Annotated in this window: 13 protein-coding genes and 2 tRNA genes; 11 read left to right on the plus strand and 4 right to left on the minus strand. The window is 60.9% G+C overall.

The features are described from left to right. The first annotated feature begins 25 nt into the window (after positions 1-25). From ACU680_RS12735 to ACU680_RS12745, 3 genes are all read left to right on the plus strand, one after another. Positions 26-1,213: an ATP phosphoribosyltransferase regulatory subunit gene (locus ACU680_RS12735; protein WP_103522565.1), complete on the plus strand. Its 1,188-nt coding sequence runs from the start codon at positions 26-28 to the stop codon at positions 1,211-1,213. Between the two features lie 54 nt (positions 1,214-1,267). Continuing rightward, entirely contained in the window at positions 1,268-2,560 is a 1,293-nt protein-coding gene (locus ACU680_RS12740) for an adenylosuccinate synthase (protein ID WP_367082805.1), read from the plus strand. A 136-nt stretch (positions 2,561-2,696) separates the two neighbouring features. Next, complete coding sequence (locus ACU680_RS12745; RefSeq protein ID WP_007967441.1) at positions 2,697-4,631, plus strand: methyl-accepting chemotaxis protein; 1,935 nt, start codon at positions 2,697-2,699, stop codon at positions 4,629-4,631. 79 nt (positions 4,632-4,710) lie between these two features. Here ACU680_RS12745 and ACU680_RS12750 read toward each other — a convergent pair whose 3' ends face one another. The 4 genes from ACU680_RS12750 to ACU680_RS12765 all read right to left on the minus strand — a co-directional run bounded on the left by ACU680_RS12750 (position 4,711) and on the right by ACU680_RS12765 (position 7,967). Further along, positions 4,711-6,276, minus strand: a complete 1,566-nt coding sequence (locus ACU680_RS12750) for an ABC transporter permease (RefSeq protein WP_367082808.1) — start codon at positions 6,274-6,276, stop codon at positions 4,711-4,713. Then, the gene (locus ACU680_RS12755; protein ID WP_367082810.1) at positions 6,276-7,286 is read right to left on the minus strand and encodes an extracellular solute-binding protein; all 1,011 of its coding nucleotides are present in this window, start codon (positions 7,284-7,286) and stop codon (positions 6,276-6,278) included. Before ACU680_RS12755 ends, ACU680_RS12750 begins: the two co-directional genes overlap by 1 nt. 327 nt (positions 7,287-7,613) lie before the next feature. Beyond that, positions 7,614-7,700, minus strand: a tRNA-Leu gene (locus tag ACU680_RS12760). Positions 7,701-7,880: 180 nt separating this feature from the next. Beyond that, positions 7,881-7,967 (minus strand) — tRNA-Leu (locus tag ACU680_RS12765). Between the two features lie 225 nt (positions 7,968-8,192). On the opposite strand from ACU680_RS12765, the gene rnr reads away from it, so the two are divergent. From rnr to ACU680_RS12805, 8 genes are all read left to right on the plus strand, one after another. After that, positions 8,193-10,823, plus strand: a complete 2,631-nt coding sequence (gene rnr, locus ACU680_RS12770; protein ID WP_448179599.1) for a ribonuclease R — start codon at positions 8,193-8,195, stop codon at positions 10,821-10,823. Beyond that, complete coding sequence (gene rlmB, locus ACU680_RS12775) at positions 10,820-11,584, plus strand: 23S rRNA (guanosine(2251)-2'-O)-methyltransferase RlmB (RefSeq protein ID WP_448179600.1); 765 nt, start codon at positions 10,820-10,822, stop codon at positions 11,582-11,584. The genes rnr and rlmB overlap by 4 nt, the downstream gene beginning before the upstream one ends. 297 nt (positions 11,585-11,881) lie before the next feature. After that, a complete protein-coding gene (gene rpsF, locus ACU680_RS12780; RefSeq protein ID WP_003221133.1) occupies positions 11,882-12,304 on the plus strand; it encodes a 30S ribosomal protein S6 in 423 nt (140 codons plus the stop codon). Positions 12,305-12,332: 28 nt separating this feature from the next. Further along, complete coding sequence (gene rpsR, locus ACU680_RS12785) at positions 12,333-12,563, plus strand: 30S ribosomal protein S18 (RefSeq protein ID WP_002551829.1); 231 nt, start codon at positions 12,333-12,335, stop codon at positions 12,561-12,563. A 36-nt stretch (positions 12,564-12,599) separates the two neighbouring features. Then, entirely contained in the window at positions 12,600-13,493 is an 894-nt protein-coding gene (locus ACU680_RS12790; RefSeq protein ID WP_367082813.1) for a hypothetical protein, read from the plus strand. A gap of 19 nt (positions 13,494-13,512) precedes the next feature. Beyond that, entirely contained in the window at positions 13,513-13,959 is a 447-nt protein-coding gene (gene rplI, locus ACU680_RS12795; protein WP_003221136.1) for a 50S ribosomal protein L9, read from the plus strand. Between the two features lie 120 nt (positions 13,960-14,079). Next, complete coding sequence (gene dnaB, locus ACU680_RS12800) at positions 14,080-15,477, plus strand: replicative DNA helicase (RefSeq protein ID WP_007967455.1); 1,398 nt, start codon at positions 14,080-14,082, stop codon at positions 15,475-15,477. Positions 15,478-15,680: 203 nt separating this feature from the next. After that, entirely contained in the window at positions 15,681-17,984 is a 2,304-nt protein-coding gene (locus ACU680_RS12805) for a YgiQ family radical SAM protein (RefSeq protein WP_007967456.1), read from the plus strand. The last annotated feature ends 352 nt before the right edge of the window (positions 17,985-18,336 follow it).

Genomic DNA, 18,336 nt, shown 5'->3' on the forward strand with positions numbered 1-18,336 from the left:
GCCCGGATCAAAGGGGAATGGCGTAATGGCAACGGTAGACCGCTGGCTGCTGCCAGATGGCATCGAAGAAGTACTGCCACCGGAAGCGGCGCGCATTGAAGTCGCGCGTCGTCAGGTGTTGGATCTGTTCCAGAGCTGGGGTTACGAGTTTGTCGTGACTCCCCATATCGAGTACCTGGAATCCCTGCTGACCGGTGCGGGCCAGGACCTGGATCTGCGTACCTTCAAGGTCATCGACCCACAGTCGGGTCGGCAGATGGGGTTCCGTGCCGACATCACGCCGCAAGTGGCGCGCATCGATGCGCACACCCTGCGTCGCGAAGGTCCGAGCCGTCTGTGCTACGCCGGCAGCGTGCTGCATGCCCAGCCGCGTGCACTGTCGTCCTCGCGCAGCCCGATCCAGTTGGGTGCCGAGCTGTACGGCGATGCCAGCCCGAGCAGCGACGTGGAAGTCATCAGCCTGATGCTGGCCATGCTGCAACTGGCCGATGTGCCGGATGTGCATATGGACCTTGGCCATGTCGGCATCTACCGTGGTCTGGCGCGTGCCGCCGGTCTGTCCGGTGAAGTCGAGCAGCAGTTGTTCGATGCATTGCAACGCAAGGCCATCGACGAGGTCATTACCCTGACCGAAGGCCTGCCGGCCGATCTGTCCGGCATGCTGCGGGCGCTGGTCGACCTGTGTGGCGGCCGTGAAGTGCTGACCGCCGCTCGTGAGCGTCTGGCCAATGCGCCGGCGCCGGTGCTGGCGGCGCTGGAAGATTTGCTGGAGATCGCCGATCGTCTGGCGGCGCGTTTCCCGGAGCTGCCGCTGTACTTCGACCTTGGCGAGCTGCGCGGCTACCACTACCACACCGGTGTGGTGTTCGCGGTGTTTGTCCCGGGCGTGGGCCAGTCCATCGCTCAGGGCGGTCGTTACGACGACATCGGTGCCGACTTCGGTCGCGCCCGTCCGGCGACCGGCTTCTCTACCGATTTGAAAACCCTGGTGACCCTGGGGCGTGCTGAGATCGAGCTACCGTCTGGCGGTATCTGGATGCCTGACAGTACGGATGCGGCACTCTGGCAGCAGGTTTGCCAGTTGCGCAGTGAGGGTCAGCGTGTCGTTCAGGCGTTGCCTGGACAACCTTTGGCCGCCGCCCGTGATGCGGACTGCGACCGGCAATTGATTCAGCAGAACGGGCTTTGGCAAGTATCGCCACTGGCTTCTTGAGTTTTCCTGCCGGCCATCGCCGGCACCAAGTTTGCGCGAATGAGGACAAGTGTTATGGGTAAGAATGTCGTAGTCCTGGGCACCCAATGGGGTGATGAGGGCAAAGGCAAGATCGTTGATCTGCTGACCGAACATGCTGCCGCCGTAGTGCGCTACCAAGGTGGCCACAACGCTGGCCACACCCTGGTGATCGACGGCGAGAAAACCGTCTTGCACCTGATCCCGTCGGGCGTGCTGCGCGAAGGCGTGCAGTGCCTGATCGGCAACGGCGTGGTGGTTGCACCTGACGCCCTGCTGCGTGAGATCACCAAGCTGGAAGAGAAAGGCGTACCGGTGCGCGAGCGCCTGCGTATCAGCCCGTCCTGCCCGCTGATCCTGTCCTTCCACGTGGCGCTGGACCAGGCTCGTGAAAAAGCCCGCGGCGAGCTGAAGATCGGTACTACCGGTCGCGGCATCGGCCCGGCTTATGAAGACAAGGTTGCACGCCGTGGTCTGCGCGTGGGCGACCTGCTGAACATGCCGCGCTTCGAAGACAAGCTGCGTGAACTGGTGGATTACCACAACTTCATGCTGGTCGGTTACTACAAAGAGCCGGCCATCGAGTTCGAAAAGACCTTGGCCGAGTGCAAGGAATACGCCGAGCTGCTCAAGCCGCTTATGCTCGATGTGACTGCCGAGCTGCACGACCTGCGTCGCGCCGGCAAAGACATCATGTTCGAAGGCGCCCAGGGTTCGTTGCTCGACATCGACCACGGTACCTACCCGTACGTGACCAGCTCCAACACCACCGCAGGTGGCGTGGCGACCGGTTCGGGCGTTGGTCCGATGTTCCTCGACTACATCCTGGGCATCACCAAGGCTTACACCACTCGCGTCGGTTCGGGTCCATTCCCGACTGAGTTGTTCGACGACGTGGGTGCGCACCTGGCCAAGCAAGGTCACGAGTTCGGCGCTACCACCGGCCGTGCCCGTCGTTGCGGCTGGTTCGACGCCGTTATCCTGCGTCGCGCGATCGATGTGAACAGCATCTCGGGCATCTGCCTGACCAAGCTGGACGTCCTCGATGGCCTGGAAACCATCAACATCTGCACCGGCTACAAGGACGCGCAAGGCAATGCCGTGGCGCCGACCGACGCTGACAGCTACGTGGGCCTGCAGCCTGTGTACGAAGAAGTGCCGGGCTGGACCGAATCGACCGTGGGTGCCAAAACCCTGGAAGAGCTGCCAGCTAACGCTCGTGCCTACATCAAACGCGTTGAAGAGTTGATCGGCGCGCCGATCGACATTATTTCGACGGGCCCGGATCGCAACGAAACCATCGTTCTGCGCCATCCGTTCGCTGGATAAGTCGTTGATGTAAAAAACAAAGGCCCCTTAATCGGGGCCTTTGTCGTTTATGCCTGTTGGACGGCATGACCTTTGCTGTAAATCTTCCTACAAGAGTGCCATCAAATTAATGGCGTCAGAAGTAGAGGGATTCACAGTGTCGGCCGTTCTCTCACTGTTACAAAGCCGTTTGTTGCGGCCCGTGTTCGTTACCCTTGGTATCGCCCTTTTGGTGCAAGTGCTGGTGGCAGTCGCCCTGACACGAAGCACGGTCACGGCGCTGGAAGCCGATCTCGGCACTCGTCTGGGCGCTGACAGCCAAAAGCTCTCCGGCGAGCTGGAGCAGGCCGGGCGTGAAGTCACCTCAAGCCTCGATAACCTTTCCTCAAGTACCCGGCAGCGTCTGACCGCCGGCCTGTCTTCCCGCCTGAAGGAAGAGCAGGCGCAATTGCGTACGACACTGGAAAAGGACCTCAAGGACTCGGCCAATGACATGGCCCAGTTGCTCGCTTCGGTGGCGCCGCGCGCCATGTGGGACAGCGACGTACCGACCCTGTCGGAGTTCGCCCGCCGCGCCCAGCGCAATCCCAACGTGTTGTTCGTGGTTTACGACGATGCCACCGGTCAACACCTGACGCGTTACCTCAACCGCGAAAATCCGATCAACAAGGCCTTGCTGGAAAAAGGCCAGGGCGAGCGCGCGCTGGACAAGGTGCTGGACGCGGCGAAAAACGATCCGTCGGTTTACTACCTCGAAGCCTCGATCAATCCCAACGGCGTGGAAATCGGCAAGGTGTTGATGGGCGTCTCGACCGCTTCGGTGGACACCGATCTGGCCGCGCTCGACCAGCGCTTCTCGGCGCTGATCGCCAGCAGTGATCAACTGGTCGGCGACAGCCTCAAGGGTGCTGCTGCTGACAGCGCCAGCGCGATGCGTGCGCGCCTGCAGTCGGCGCAATCCACCGCTGCCGAAATGAAAGCCAACACCACCAGCACCGTGCAGGACGCCGCCGCAACCTTGCGCTGGCGCATCGGCATGGGCCTGGCGCTGGTCGGCTGCGGCGTGCTGTTGTTGCTGGCCGTGGTGCTCGGGCACCGGGTGGTCAATCGCCTGAAGATGCTCAACGCGGCGATGGACGATCTGGCGGCAGGTGAGGGCGATCTGACCAAGCGCGTGCAGATCAACAGTAAGGACGAAATCGGCGACATGGCCTCGGCGGTCAATCGCTTTGTGGATAAGTTGCAGCCGATCGTGCGCGAGGCGGGCGACGTGGCCCAGCGTACCGGCGTGGAAATCGGCGCCATGACCCTGCGCAATGCCGGTGCCGATGCGGCGGCCGGGATGCAACGCGACGAGGTTGCGGAAAGTTTGCGTGCGTTGTCGCAAATGGCTGATGAGGCACAGTCGGAAAGCCATGCCATGCAGGCGGCGTTGAAGCAGGTGGTGGATATTCGCCAGGCTACCGACGAAAACACCCGCACCTCGGCCAAGGTCGGCAGCCTGATCGAGGCGCTGGCCGGGCAGGTCGACACCGGGGCGAAAGTCATCGAGCGACTGGCGCAGCAGAGCGAACAGATTGAAGTGGTGCTGACGGTGATTCACGGCATCGCCGAGCAGACCAACCTGCTGGCCCTGAACGCGGCGATCGAAGCGGCTCGGGCTGGTGAAACCGGGCGCGGATTTGCGGTGGTCGCTGATGAGGTTCGTGCGCTGGCAAGCAAGACGCAAAGCTCGACCGGTGACATTCAGGCGCACATCGTCGCGTTGCAGCAAGGCGCACGTGAGGCGGTAGAAGCGATCGGCCAAGCTGGGCGTCAGGCCAGCGAAGGTCTGCTGGTGTTACGCGACAGCGCGCGGTTGCAGCAGTCGGTGCAGGCTTCGGTCGAGCAGGTGCACGCGGCGATCGGTCTGGCAACGCAGGCGGCGGCGCATCAGGCGCAGGGCGCGCAAGCGGTGCGTGGGCGGGTCGAGACGATTCATGCCCAGGCCGAGAAAGCGGCGCAAGCGGTGGTGGAGACCACGGCCAGTGGCAAGGTGCTGGATGGGCTGGCGGCGCAGTTGAAGGCGAGTCTGGGGCAGTTCAGGGCTTAAATCAAAAGATCGCAGCCTGCGGCAGCTCCTACATAGGGATTTGCATTTCCCTGTAGAAGCTGCCGCAGGCTGCGATCTTTTAGCGGCTCAGGTACATCCGCGTCGTCAGCAGATACACCGGCAGCCCGGAGACCACAATCAACAGCGCCGCATAAGGCGCTGCCGCCGCAAACTCGACATTCGCGGTATGCGCCCACACTTCCGTCGCCAGCGTGTTCAGCCCGGTCGGACTCAGCAACAGCGTCGCCGTCAGTTCCTTCATCGCATCCAGAAACACCAGCGCAAACGCCGCGCCCAGTGCCGGGAAGATGATCGGCAGGGTCACCCGGCAAAACGCTGTGAACGACGAAGCCCCCAGCGTGCGGGCCGCTTCTTCCAGTTGCGGCGCCGCCTTGTTCAGCGCCGTGCGAATCGGTGCCTGCGCCAACGGCAGAAACAGCAGCGCATAAGCGATCAGCAGCAACGCCGAGGTCTGGTACAGCGCCGGCACGTAGTGCAGGGCGAAATACACCAGCGTCAGCGCGATCACCAGGCCCGGCAAGGCGTGGAGCAGATACGGCAAGCGTTCGGCCCAGATCGCCAGTTGACCTTTGTAACGCACCACCAGCAGCCCGACCGGCACCGCCAGCAGCAGGCACAGCGCCGCGCCACCCAGCGACAAGGCCAGCGACGACAGCAGGGCTTCGGTGATCGCCGCGACCGGGAAGGCTGCCGAAGAGCCGACCGCCAGCCAGTACGCGAGCATGCCCAGCGGAATCCCGCTGCCGATAATCGCCAGCAACAGGCAATACAGCTGCCCGACAACCGCCCACGGCCCCAACCGTACTTGCTCGGCCTGACGTGCCGCGCCCTGGCCAGTGCGCACATGCCGACCCTTGCCGCGCACCCGCAGCTCCAGCCACAACAGCATCAGACACAGCGCGAGCAGCACCGCCGAGAGCATCGCCGCGTTGGCGTTGCTGAATTCCAGTTCGAATTGCTGATAGATCGCGGTGGTGAAGGTTTGCAGGCCGATGATCGACAGTGCGCCGAACTCGACCAGCATGTGCAGGGCAATCAGCAGCGAGCCAGCCAGCAGCGACGGCCAGAGCAGCGGCAGGGTGACGCGGAAAAACACCCCCCAGCGATTCTGTCCCAAGGTGCGAGCCGACTCTTCAAGGGACGGATCGAGGTTGCGCAGGGTCGCCGCGACCGGCAGAAAGATCAGCGGATACTTCGACAGGCTCATCACCAGAATCGCCCCGCCGAGGCCTTCGAACTGCGCGCTCAACGACACCCAGGTGAAGCTGCTAACAAACGCCGGCACCGCAAACGGCAGGCACAGAATAACGCCCCACAGGCGTCGTCCCGGCAGATTGCTGCGCTCCAGCAGCCACGCCAGCGACAGGCCGATTACGCCGCAGGTCAGCGTTACACCAACCATCAGCGCCAATGTGTTGCGCAGCAGACCGAAGACATACGGGCGCCACAGCAAGTGCAGCGCCTCCGCCCAGCCGGCCTGCCAGGCTTTCAGGCCGACATAGGCCAGTGGCAACAGGCTCATGACCACCAGCAATAACACCGGCAGCACCAGCCAGATCGACGGGCGCTTGCGTCGTGGTACGTAACCCCCGCGCGCGGCGGGGGCGGATAACGATGCGGCCATCAGTTCAGGCCAACTTCACGTTCCAGCTCCAGCGCTTCTTCGGCGTTGCCCAGATCGGCCGGGGTCACGTTCGGCGCTTGCAGTTCGCTGAACGGCTTGAGCCCGCGATCCGATTCCATGCCTTTGTGCAGTGGATACTCGGCGGTGGTCTGAGTGATCACGCGCTGACCTTCTTCGCTGGCCATGTAGGCAAGGAATTGTTGGGCTTCTTTTGGATGTTTACTGGATTTGAGGACGGCAGCACTGGACACGGTGATCAGTCCGCCGACGTCGCCGCCGGTAAAGTAATGCAGTTTCGAGTCGAGCTTGCCTTTCTCGCGCTGCAGGGCGAACCAGTAGTAGTTGTTCACCAGCACGGTGGCGACTTCGCCGTTTTCCACGGCTTTGAGGGCGACCATGTTGTTGCTGTAGGTCTTGCCGAAAGCGCGCAGGCCGGTCAGCCATTCTTCGGCGGCGTCGCGACCGTGCATTTTGATGATCGCCACGGCCTGTTCCTGGAATGCGCCGCTGGTCGGGACGAAACCGACTTTGCCTTGCCACTTTGGATCGGAGAATTCCATCACCGACTTCGGCAGGTCTTTCTCATCGACCAGTTTCGGGTTGTAGGCAACCACGCGAACCCGCGCGGTGACACCGATCCAGGTGCCGTTGCCGGCGACGTATTGCTTGGGCAGCACGGCCAGCGTGGCGTCGTCGGTCTTGGCCAGCAGGCCTTGCTCGCCGAGGTTGTTCAGCGGCGGAGATTCTTCGGTGTAGATCACGTCGGCGGGGGAGCGGTCGCCTTCTTCGATGACCTGGCTGGCGAGCTGGTTGCTGCTGCCCTTGCGTACGTTGACGTGAATGCCGGTCTTGGCCTCGAAAGCCTTGGCGATAGCGTCGCCGACTTCCTTGTGTTGACCGTTGTAGAGCGTCAGGGAAACCGCCTCGGCTGCCTGGGTGAGGGGAGTGGCGAGTGCCAGGCCGAGCAGGGTGAAGGTCAAGCCGCGGCGCAGGGTATTTCGAAACATCATTCGCAGGGTTCCTCACTGTCGCATTGCAAAAACTTGCAACAATGATAAACGATATTGTTTCTCAAGTGCGCCTTGCGGGGAGGGCGGAGGTTTGCTAGAGCATGATCTGGTGATCATTTGTGGCGAGGGAGCTTGCTCCCGCTCGGCTGCGTAGCAGTCGTTAATCCTGAGAGGGGCATGACTGAAGTCAAAGCGAGGAATGCTGCGCATCCCAGCGGGAGCAAGCTCCCTCGCCACAGAGGCTTGCAGGTTTTTAAAGGCCAGAAACGCAAAAACCCGCTTTCGCGGGTTTTCGGGAAACTCAACGTCGTAACCTTGAGTTTGAATTGGTGCCCAGAAGAAGACTCGAACTTCCACGACCGTAAGGTCACCAGCACCTGAAGCTGGCGTGTCTACCAATTTCACCATCTGGGCATTCATCGCGAGCGTTGCCGCTGTTGATGTGGCGCACTATACGGAGCGCTTTTTGATCTGTAAACCCCTGATTTAATTTTAATTAATCAGTTTTAACAAACCCGTTTCCTAGAATGCAAAAAACCCGCTTTCGCGGGTTTTGTGTGAGTCTTGAAACTGATCTAGTCTCAAACTCGAAATTGGTGCCCAGGAGAAGACTCGAACTTCCACGACCGTAAGGTCACCAGCACCTGAAGCTGGCGTGTCTACCAATTTCACCACCTGGGCATCTCGTCAACGTGTGTACGTCGTCGATGGCGCGCACTATACGGAGCGCCTTTTTAACTGTAAACCCCTGTCAGCAAAAAAAATGAATTTTTTTACCAGCGGTGTTCAAAAAAGCTTTCAGGCGTCGATACAAGGCTCCAGAAGGGCCTTATAGAGTCGGAAATTTCCCGTTTGATGGCGCCTATGCCAAACTAACCCGCATATAGACAAGGTGAAAACTCTCTAATGGCCGATTGGCAGTCCCTCGATCCCGAGGCCGCTCGTGAAGCGGAAAAATATGAAAACCCTATTCCCAGCCGCGAACTGATCCTGGCGCATCTCGCCGATCGGGGTTCGCCTGCTGCCCGCGAGCAACTGGTCGAAGAGTTTGGTCTGACCACAGAAGACCAGATCGAAGCCCTGCGCCGCCGCCTGCGCGCCATGGAGCGCGACGCTCAATTGATCTACACCCGCCGTGGCACCTATGCGCCGGTGGACAAGCTCGACCTGATCCTCGGCCGCATCAGCGGTCACCGCGACGGTTTCGGCTTCCTGGTGCCGGACGACGGTAGCGATGACCTGTTCATGAGCCCGGCGCAGATGCGTCTGGTGTTCGATGGCGACCGTGCGCTGGCCCGTGTTTCCGGTCTCGACCGTCGTGGCCGCCGTGAAGGCGTGATCGTCGAAGTGGTGTCCCGTGCCCACGAAACCATCGTCGGTCGCTACTTCGAAGAGGGCGGTATCGGTTTCGTCGTTGCCGACAACCCGAAGATCCAGCAGGAAGTGCTGGTTACGCCAGGCCGCAACGCCAACGCGCAGATCGGTCAGTTTGTCGAGGTGAAAATCACCCACTGGCCGACGCCGCGCTTCCAGCCGCAAGGCGATGTGGTCGAAGTGGTCGGCAACTACATGGCGCCGGGCATGGAAATCGATGTCGCGCTGCGCACCTACGACATTCCGCACGTCTGGCCTGAAGCTGTTCTGAAAGAAGCCGCCAAGCTCAAGCCGGAAGTCGAAGAGAAAGACAAAGAGAAGCGTGTCGACCTGCGCCATCTGCCGTTCGTCACCATCGACGGCGAAGATGCCCGCGACTTCGACGACGCGGTCTACTGCGAAGCCAAGCCCGGCAAGCTGCGCCTGTTCTCCGGCGGCTGGAAGTTGTACGTGGCGATCGCCGACGTTTCCAGCTACGTGAAGATCGGTTCGGCCCTGGACAATGAAGCCCAGGTGCGCGGCAACTCGGTGTACTTCCCCGAGCGCGTGGTGCCGATGCTGCCTGAGCAGCTGTCCAACGGCCTGTGCTCACTGAACCCGCACGTCGATCGTCTGGCCATGGTTTGCGAGATGACCATCTCCAAGTCTGGCGAAATGACCGACTACTGCTTCTATGAAGCGGTGATCCATTCCCACGCCCGTCTGACCTACAACAAGGTCAGCGCGATGCTGGAAACCCCGAAAGCCACCGAAGCACGCAAGCTTCGCGGCGAATACACCGACGTGGTGCCGCACCTCAAGCAGCTGTATGCGCTGTACAAGGTGTTGCTGGCGGCCCGTCACGTGCGTGGCGCGATCGATTTCGAAACTCAGGAAACCCGGATCATCTTCGGTTCCGAGCGCAAGATTGCCGAAATCCGTCCGACCACCCGCAACGATGCGCACAAGCTGATCGAGGAATGCATGCTGGCCGCCAACGTGGCCACTGCCGAATTCCTCAAGAAGCACGAAATCCCTGCGCTGTACCGCGTCCACGACGGCCCGCCACCGGAGCGTCTGGAAAAGCTGCGCGCGTTCCTCGGCGAACTCGGCCTGTCCCTGCACAAAGGCAAGGACGGCCCGTCGCCGAAGGACTATCAGGCTCTGCTGGCAAGCATCAAGGACCGTCCGGATTTCCATCTGATCCAGACCGTGATGCTGCGCTCCCTGAGCCAGGCGGTGTACAGCGCCCAGAACGAAGGCCACTTCGGCCTGAATTACGAAGCCTATACCCACTTCACGTCGCCGATCCGTCGTTACCCGGACCTGCTCACGCACCGCGCCATCCGCAGCGTGATCCATTCGAAACAGGACACTCCGCACGTTCGTCGTGCCGGGGCGATGACCATTCCGAAAGCGCGCATCTATCCGTACGACGAAGCGGCGCTGGAGCAACTCGGCGAGCAGTGCTCGATGAGCGAGCGCCGTGCCGACGAAGCCACCCGCGACGTGGTGAACTGGCTCAAGTGCGAGTTCATGAAGGATCGCGTCGGCGAGTCGTTCCCGGGTGTGATCACCGCCGTGACCGGTTTTGGCCTGTTCGTCGAGCTGACCGATATCTACGTCGAAGGCCTGGTGCACGTCACCGCGCTGCCGGGCGACTACTACCACTTCGACCCTGTGCATCACCGCCTGGCGGGCGAGCGCACCGGTCGCAGCTTCCGTCTCGGCGATACCGTTGAAGTGCGCGTGATGCGCGTCGACCTCGACGAGCGCAAGATCGACTTCGAGATGGCTGAAAAAACCATCAGCGCGCCGATTGGCCGCAAGAAGCGTGGCGCCGATACCGCAGCACCTGCGAGCAAGGCTGTGGAAGACAAGGCTCCGGCAAAAACCGCCAGCCGTCGTCCGGCCAAAGAGAAGGCTGTCGAAGCCTATCGCCCGAGCGATGCTGTGGCGAAAAACGCCGAGCTGCGCAAAAGCCGTGAATTGAAGAAGGCCTTGCTGGCCGAAGCCAAAAGCGGTGGTAAAGCGGCGTCTGGGGGAAAGACCGGACGGTCGGCGTCTGATAAGGCCGTCGGCGGCAAGCCAGCCAAACCGAGCAAACACCGTAAAGGCCCGCCAAAAGCGGGTTCGGCTCCAGCCAAAAGTGGCGGGTCGCGTAAACCGAAGGCGAAGTCATGAGTCAGTTGGAAAAAATCTACGGCGTTCACGCGGTAGAAGCGTTGTTGCGTCACCACCCCAAACGCGTCAAGCAGATCTGGCTGGCCGAAAGCCGCAACGATCCGCGCGTGCAGGCCCTGATCGAGCTGGCCAACGAAAATCGGGTGCAGATCGGTCAGGCCGAGCGCCGCGAAATGGATGCCTGGGTTGAGGGTGTGCATCAGGGCGTGGTGGCGGACGTCAGTCCGAGCCAGGTCTGGGGCGAGGCGATGCTCGACGAGCTGCTCGACCGTACCGAAGGCGCACCGCTGTTGCTGGTGCTCGACGGCGTGACCGACCCACACAACCTCGGCGCCTGTCTGCGTTCGGCGGATGCTGCCGGCGCGCTGGCGGTGATCGTGCCCAAGGACAAGTCGGCAACCCTGACGCCGGTGGTGCGTAAAGTGGCCTGCGGCGCGGCGGAAGTGATTCCGCTGGTGGCGGTGACCAACCTGGCACGCACTCTGGAAAAGCTTCAGCAGCGCGGTCTGTGGGTGGTCGGCACGGCGGGTGAGGCCGAGGTCAGCATTTATGAGCAGGACCTGACCGGCCCGACCATCCTGATCATGGGCGCTGAAGGCAAAGGCATGCGTCGCCTGACCCGCGAGCACTGCGACTACCTGGTGAACCTGCCGATGGCCGGTAGCGTCAGCAGCCTCAACGTGTCCGTGGCCACCGGTGTGTGCCTGTTCGAAGCGCAGCGCCAGCGCGGTGCCAAGGCCAAGGCAGCCGCCAAGAAGTAAACCTCGCTGTGTGGCTTGTAGGAGCTGTCGAGTAAAACGAGGCTGCGATCTTTTGATCTTGTTTTTTAAAAAATCAAAGTCAAAAGATCGCAGCCTTCGGCAGCTCCTACAGGTGTCTCCCGGTGATTGTTCAAATAATCACCAATTGCCTTGCGCCTGCGCAGTCCCTTCTCTACAATTGCGCCCCTTGCTGTGACGGCAGGCACGCATGTGCCCCGCGCCAGCAAGTCCATAAGTGTCATTCACTCCTTGTCTGACCGTTTTTGAGCGGCAGGCTACAACCCGTAAGGAGCATTCATGCGTCATTACGAAATCATCTTTCTGGTCCACCCTGACCAGAGCGAGCAAGTCGGCGGCATGGTTGAGCGTTACACCAAGCTGATCGAAGAAGACGGCGGCAAAATCCACCGTCTGGAAGACTGGGGCCGTCGTCAACTGGCCTACGCAATCAACAATGTTCACAAGGCTCACTACGTGATGCTGAACGTTGAGTGCACTGGCAAGGCCCTGGCCGAGCTGGAAGACAACTTCCGCTACAACGATGCAGTGATCCGTAACCTGGTCATCCGTCGCGACGAAGCCGTTACCGGCCAGTCCGAGATGCTCAAGGCTGAAGAAAACCGCAGTGAGCGCCGTGAGCGTCGCGACCGTCCTGAGCACTCCGACGCTGATGGCGTTGAGGGTGATGACAGCGACAACAGCGATAACGCTGACGAGTAATCCACGGACCTTTTAAGGAGCCTATCAAATGGCACGTTTCTTCCGTCGTCGTAAATTCTGCCGCTTCACCGCTGAAGACGTGAAAGAGATCGATTACAAAGATCTCAACACTCTGAAAGCCTACGTATCCGAGACCGGCAAAATCGTTCCAAGCCGCATCACCGGTACCAAAGCTCGTTATCAGCGTCAGCTGGCCACCGCTATCAAGCGCGCCCGCTTCCTGGCCCTGCTGGCCTACACCGACAGCCACGGCCGCTGAGACCGGGCAGTCGACAAGTAGCAAAGGATTGAATGCATGCGCGCCTTAGCTGAGTTCATCATGCGCGGCCGCATGCAGGCCACTCTCGTAGTGGCCGGGTGTGCAACATTGCCGTTGTTGTATTGGTTGGGTGCTGCCGCCGGGAGCCTGGTGCTTCTGCGGCGCGGACTGACGGACGCCCTGGGCGTTCTGTCGCTGGGATTGCTGCCGGCATTGATCTGGTGGCTGTATGCCGATGATCCACGGGCGCTTCTGGTGCTGCTGGGATCTTCGGGGCTTGCGTTGGTGTTGCGCGCAAGCGAATCCTGGGTTCGCACGCTGCTGGTCAGCGTAGTGATGGGAGTGGTGTTTTCAGTGGTGCTCGGGGCAGCGTTTGCGGCCCAGATCGAGATGCTCGCGCAGGCCTTGATAAAGGTCATGCCGGCGCTTCTTGGTGAAACCTACAAGCAATTGTCGGTCGATGAGCAAGCGCGCTTCGCGTCCCTGATTGCACCAGTCCTGACCGGACTGATTGCGGCTTTGTTGCAGATCGTCAGCGTGCTGAGCCTGATTGTCGGGCGGCATTGGCAGGCGTTGTTGTACAACCCGGGTGGTTTTGGTCGCGAGTTTCGCGCCATCCGGATCCCGCTGGGGCCGGCGATGTTGCTGCTGGCGTTGATGCTTCTGGGCCCGAATCTCGGTGCACAGATGGCCATGTTGACGCCGTTGTGCAGTGTACCGCTGGTGTTCGCTGGACTCGCCCTGATTCACGGGCTGGTCGGGCAGAAGCGACTGGCCGGTTTCTGGCTGGTGGGGTTGTACGTGACACTGCTGCTGTTCATGCAGCTGCTCTATCCGTTGCTCGTGGTTCTGGCCATTGTCGACAGCCTGATTGATTTTCGCGGTCGTCACGTGTCGAAAGGCACCGATAACGCGAACGGTGAAGGTTAAAAGTTAAGAGGATTTCCACATGCAACTGATCCTTCTGGAAAAAATCGCCAACCTGGGCAACCTGGGCGACAAAGTAAACGTTAAGGCCGGTTACGGCCGTAACTACCTGCTGCCTTTCGGCAAAGCTACCGCTGCGACCGCTGCCAACCTGGCTGCGTTCGAAGAGCGTCGTGCCGAGCTGGAAAAAGCTGCCGCAGACCGTAAAGCATCGGCTGAAAGCCGTGCTGCCCAACTGGCCGAGCTGGAAGTGACCATCACTGCCACCGCTGGCGACGAAGGCAAGCTGTTCGGTTCGATCGGTACTCACGACATCGCTGACGCACTGACCGCTTCCGGCGTTGAAGTGCAGAAGAGCGAAGTTCGTCTGCCGAACGGCACCATCCGCAACGTGGGTGAATTCGACGTGGCTGTGCACCTGCACGCCGAAGTTGAAGCCACCGTACGCGTTGTCGTGGTAGCAGCTTAAGCAATACTTGTCGGCTGGCACCCTCGGGTGCTTGCCGGTAACATCGGGCACGATCCTGTTTACAGGTCGTGCCCTTTGTCTTTCTGGTAATCCCGTTTTCAAACCTGACTCCAAGTGGCCATGAACGAAATCACCGCTCCCGAGCAATACGATCTGCAAACCGCCGCGCTGAAAGTGCCGCCGCATTCCATCGAGGCCGAACAGGCCGTACTCGGTGGTCTGATGCTGGACAACAACGCCTGGGAACGCGTGCTCGATCAAGTCTCCGACGGCGATTTCTACCGACATGACCACCGTCTGATCTTCCGTGCGATCGCCAAACTGGCCGATCAGAACATGCCGATCGACGTCGTGACCCTTGCCGAACAACTGGACAAGGAAGGTCAGACGTCCCAGGTCGGCGGCCTCGGTTACCTCGGCGAGCTGGCGAAAAACACGCCGTCCGTCGCCAACATCAAGGCCTATGCGCAGATCGTTCGCCAGCGGGCGACGTTGCGTCAGTTGATCGGCATCAGCACTGAAATTGCCGACAGCGCTTTCAACCCCGAAGGTCGCACCGCCGAGGAAATCCTCGACGAAGCCGAGCGGCAGATCTTCGCGATTGCCGAGGCCCGGCCAAAAACCGGCGGCCCGGTGGGCGTGAATGACCTGCTGACCAAGGCCATCGACCGCATCGACACCCTGTTCAACACCGCCGACGCAATCACCGGTCTGTCCACCGGTTATACCGACCTCGACGAGAAGACCAGCGGGCTGCAGCCGTCCGACCTGATCATCGTCGCCGGCCGTCCGTCGATGGGTAAAACCACCTTCGCGATGAACCTGGTGGAAAACGCCGTACTGCGCAGCGACAAGGCGGTGCTGGTGTACTCCCTCGAGATGCCAGGCGAATCGCTGATCATGCGTATGCTTTCGTCTCTCGGTCGTATCGACCAGACCAAGGTGCGTTCCGGCCAGCTCGAAGACGACGACTGGCCGCGCCTGACCTCGGCGGTCAACCTGCTCAACGATCGCAAGCTGTTCATCGATGATACCGCCGGCATCAGCCCGTCGGAAATGCGCGCGCGGACCCGGCGCCTGGTGCGCGAGCACGGCGACATCGGCCTGATCATGATCGACTACCTGCAGCTGATGCAGATCCCCGGATCCAGCGGTGACAACCGGACCAACGAGATTTCCGAGATCTCGCGATCCCTCAAAGCCCTGGCCAAGGAATTCAACTGCCCGGTGGTGGCGCTGTCGCAGCTCAACCGTTCCCTGGAACAACGTCCCAACAAGCGTCCGGTGAACTCCGACTTGCGGGAATCCGGAGCGATCGAGCAGGACGCCGACGTCATCATGTTCGTGTACCGGGACGAGGTGTATCACCCGGAAACCGAGCACAAGGGCATCGCCGAAATCATCATCGGCAAGCAGCGGAACGGCCCGATCGGCTTTATCCGCCTGGCTTTTATCGGTAAGTACACCCGCTTCGAAAACCTCGCGCCGGGCAGTTACAACTTCGACGACGACGAGTAACGTCGAGCACTTGTGGCGAGGGCGCTTGTTCCCGCCGGGTTGCGCAGCAGCCCCCGGAATTCGACTGCTGCGCAGCCGATCGGGAGCAAGCTCCCTCGCCACAGGTAAAGCACAATTTCCGACCACAGCCGTCGGAATTGGTCAAAATTTGTGCTATATTCCGCGCCCGCGAAATTCAATGAAAGCCAACACCGGTTATCGACATGCAAGCAGCCAAGCCGTTATTTGACTATCCAAAGTACTGGGCCGAATGTTTCGGGCCAGCGCCATTCCTGCCGATGAGCAGGGAGGAGATGGATCAGCTCGGCTGGGATTCCTGCGACATCATCATCGTCACCGGTGATGCCTACGTCGATCACCCCTCATTCGGCATGGCGATCATCGGCCGGCTGCTGGAGTCCCAGGGCTTCCGCGTCGGGATCATTGCCCAGCCGAACTGGCAGTCCAAAGATGACTTCATGAAGCTCGGCGAGCCGAACCTGTTCTTCGGCGTCGCGGCCGGCAACATGGACTCGATGATCAACCGCTACACTGCGGACAAGAAAATCCGTTCCGACGACGCCTACACCCCGGGTGGCATGGCGGGCAAACGTCCGGATCGCGCGAGCCTGGTCTACAGCCAGCGCTGCAAGGAAGCTTACAAACATGTGCCGATCGTCCTCGGCGGCATCGAAGCTTCGCTGCGCCGCATCGCCCACTACGACTACTGGCAGGATCGCGTGCGCAACTCGATCCTGATCGACGCCAGCGCCGATATTCTGCTGTACGGCAACGCCGAGCGCGCCATCGTCGAAGTGGCCCAGCGTCTGTCCTACGGGCACAAGATCGAAGACATCACCGACGTGCGCGGTACCGCGTTCATCCGTCGTGACACGCCGCAGGGCTGGTACGAAGTCGATTCCACGCGCATCGACCGTCCGGGCAAGGTCGACAAGATCATCAACCCGTACGTAAACACTCAGGACACCCAGGCCTGCGCCATCGAGCAAGAGAAGGGGCCGGTGGATGATCCCGAGGAAGCCAAGGTCGTACAGATCCTGGCCAGCCCGCGCATGACCCGCGACAAGACCGTGATCCGCTTGCCGTCGATGGAAAAGGTGCGTAACGATCCGGTCCTGTACGCCCACGCCAACCGCGTGCTGCACCTGGAAACCAACCCGGGCAACGCCCGCGCGCTGGTGCAGAAGCATGGCGAGATCGACGTCTGGTTCAATCCGCCGCCGATTCCGATGACCACTGAAGAAATGGACTACGTGTTCGGCATGCCTTACGCACGGGTTCCGCACCCGGCGTACGGCAAGGAAAAGATCCCGGCCTACGACATGATCCGTTTCTCGGTGAACATCATGCGTGGCTGCTTCGGCGGCTGCACCTTCTGCTCGATCACCGAGCACGAAGGCCGGATCATCCAGAACCGTTCCGAAGAATCGATCATTCGCGAAATCGAAGAGATCCGCGACAAGGTCCCGGGCTTCACCGGCGTCATCTCCGACCTCGGCGGCCCGACCGCGAACATGTACCGCATCGCCTGCAAGAGCCCGGAAATCGAGTCCGCGTGCCGCAAGCCGTCCTGCGTGTTCCCCGGCATCTGCCCGAACCTGAACACCGACCACTCGTCGCTGATTCAGCTGTACCGCAGCGCCCGTGCCTTGCCGGGTGTGAAGAAGATTCTGATCGCCTCCGGCCTGCGTTACGACCTCGCGGTCGAGTCGCCGGAGTACGTCAAAGAACTGGTGACCCACCACGTCGGCGGGTACCTGAAGATCGCCCCGGAACATACCGAGGAAGGTCCGCTCAACCAGATGATGAAACCGGGCATTGGCAGCTATGACAAGTTCAAGCGCATGTTCGAGAAGTACACCAAGGAAGCAGGCAAAGAGCAGTACCTGATCCCGTACTTCATCGCCGCGCATCCGGGCACCACCGACGAAGACATGATGAACCTGGCGCTGTGGCTCAAGGGCAACGGCTTCCGTGCCGACCAGGTGCAGGCGTTCTACCCGTCGCCGATGGCCACCGCCACCGCGATGTACCACTCGGGCAAGAACCCGCTGCGCAAGGTCACCTACAAGAGCGACGGCGTGACCATCGTCAAGAGCGAAGAGCAGCGCCGCCTGCACAAGGCGTTCCTGCGTTATCACGATCCGAAAGGCTGGCCGATGCTGCGTGAAGCGTTGATCCGCATGGGTCGTGGTGATCTGATCGGTCCAGGCAAGGATCAGTTGATTCCGCTGCATCAGCCGGCCACCGACAGCTACCAGAGCGCTCGACGCAAAAACTCGACGCCGGCCGGCAGCCACAAGGTCGCGAAAGAGAAGACCACCAAGATTCTCACTCAGCACAATGGCCTGCCACCGCGTGCCAGCGACGGTGGCAATCCTTGGGACAAGCGTGAGCAAGCCAAGGCTGCGGCGTTTGCCCGCAACCAGCAGGCGGCCAAGGAGCGCAAGGAAGCAGCCAAGGGCAAGGGGCCTAAACCGGCTCGCAAGCCGGTCGTACCGCGCTAAACCGCTTTTTGTTTCAACAGAACGCCAACCTTCGGGTTGGCGTTTTGCATTTCAGGTGTCAGGAAATTTGCTGAAGTCACTGCCCTCATCGCTGGCAAGCCAGCTCCCACAGGTTTATCTGTCGCTCACAAAACTGTGGCCACCGAGGAACCTTGTGGGAGCTGGCTTGCCAGCGATGGGGCCAGATCAATCACCTCATCAATCACTGCCCGCCACATTTAGGCGCAACTTCCTCGAACCATTTCCCCGCATCGCCCGATTTTGGTGCTGTACTGCCCTGAGCATTCCGGGAAAGCGCCCAAGCCCCTGCATGGCATAAGTCTTGCGCGCTTTCGAATACGCTTAGGCTCGC

This window comes from Pseudomonas sp. LF020, from assembly GCF_053456425.1.

What these genes read in the sequence shown, in the direction of transcription:
- ACU680_RS12750 (WP_367082808.1), bottom strand. Translation starts at nt 6,276, where the DNA reads ATGGCCGCATCGTTATCCGCCCCCGCCGCGCGCGGGGGTTACGTACCA.
- rplI (WP_003221136.1), top strand. Translation starts at nt 13,513, where the DNA reads ATGCAACTGATCCTTCTGGAAAAAATCGCCAACCTGGGCAACCTGGGC.
- rnr (WP_448179599.1), top strand. Translation starts at nt 8,193, where the DNA reads ATGGCCGATTGGCAGTCCCTCGATCCCGAGGCCGCTCGTGAAGCGGAA.
- ACU680_RS12805 (WP_007967456.1), top strand. Translation starts at nt 15,681, where the DNA reads ATGCAAGCAGCCAAGCCGTTATTTGACTATCCAAAGTACTGGGCCGAA.
- ACU680_RS12755 (WP_367082810.1), bottom strand. Translation starts at nt 7,286, where the DNA reads ATGATGTTTCGAAATACCCTGCGCCGCGGCTTGACCTTCACCCTGCTC.
- ACU680_RS12790 (WP_367082813.1), top strand. Translation starts at nt 12,600, where the DNA reads ATGCGCGCCTTAGCTGAGTTCATCATGCGCGGCCGCATGCAGGCCACT.
- rlmB (WP_448179600.1), top strand. Translation starts at nt 10,820, where the DNA reads ATGAGTCAGTTGGAAAAAATCTACGGCGTTCACGCGGTAGAAGCGTTG.
- ACU680_RS12740 (WP_367082805.1), top strand. Translation starts at nt 1,268, where the DNA reads ATGGGTAAGAATGTCGTAGTCCTGGGCACCCAATGGGGTGATGAGGGC.
- ACU680_RS12735 (WP_103522565.1), top strand. Translation starts at nt 26, where the DNA reads ATGGCAACGGTAGACCGCTGGCTGCTGCCAGATGGCATCGAAGAAGTA.
- rpsF (WP_003221133.1), top strand. Translation starts at nt 11,882, where the DNA reads ATGCGTCATTACGAAATCATCTTTCTGGTCCACCCTGACCAGAGCGAG.
- rpsR (WP_002551829.1), top strand. Translation starts at nt 12,333, where the DNA reads ATGGCACGTTTCTTCCGTCGTCGTAAATTCTGCCGCTTCACCGCTGAA.
- dnaB (WP_007967455.1), top strand. Translation starts at nt 14,080, where the DNA reads ATGAACGAAATCACCGCTCCCGAGCAATACGATCTGCAAACCGCCGCG.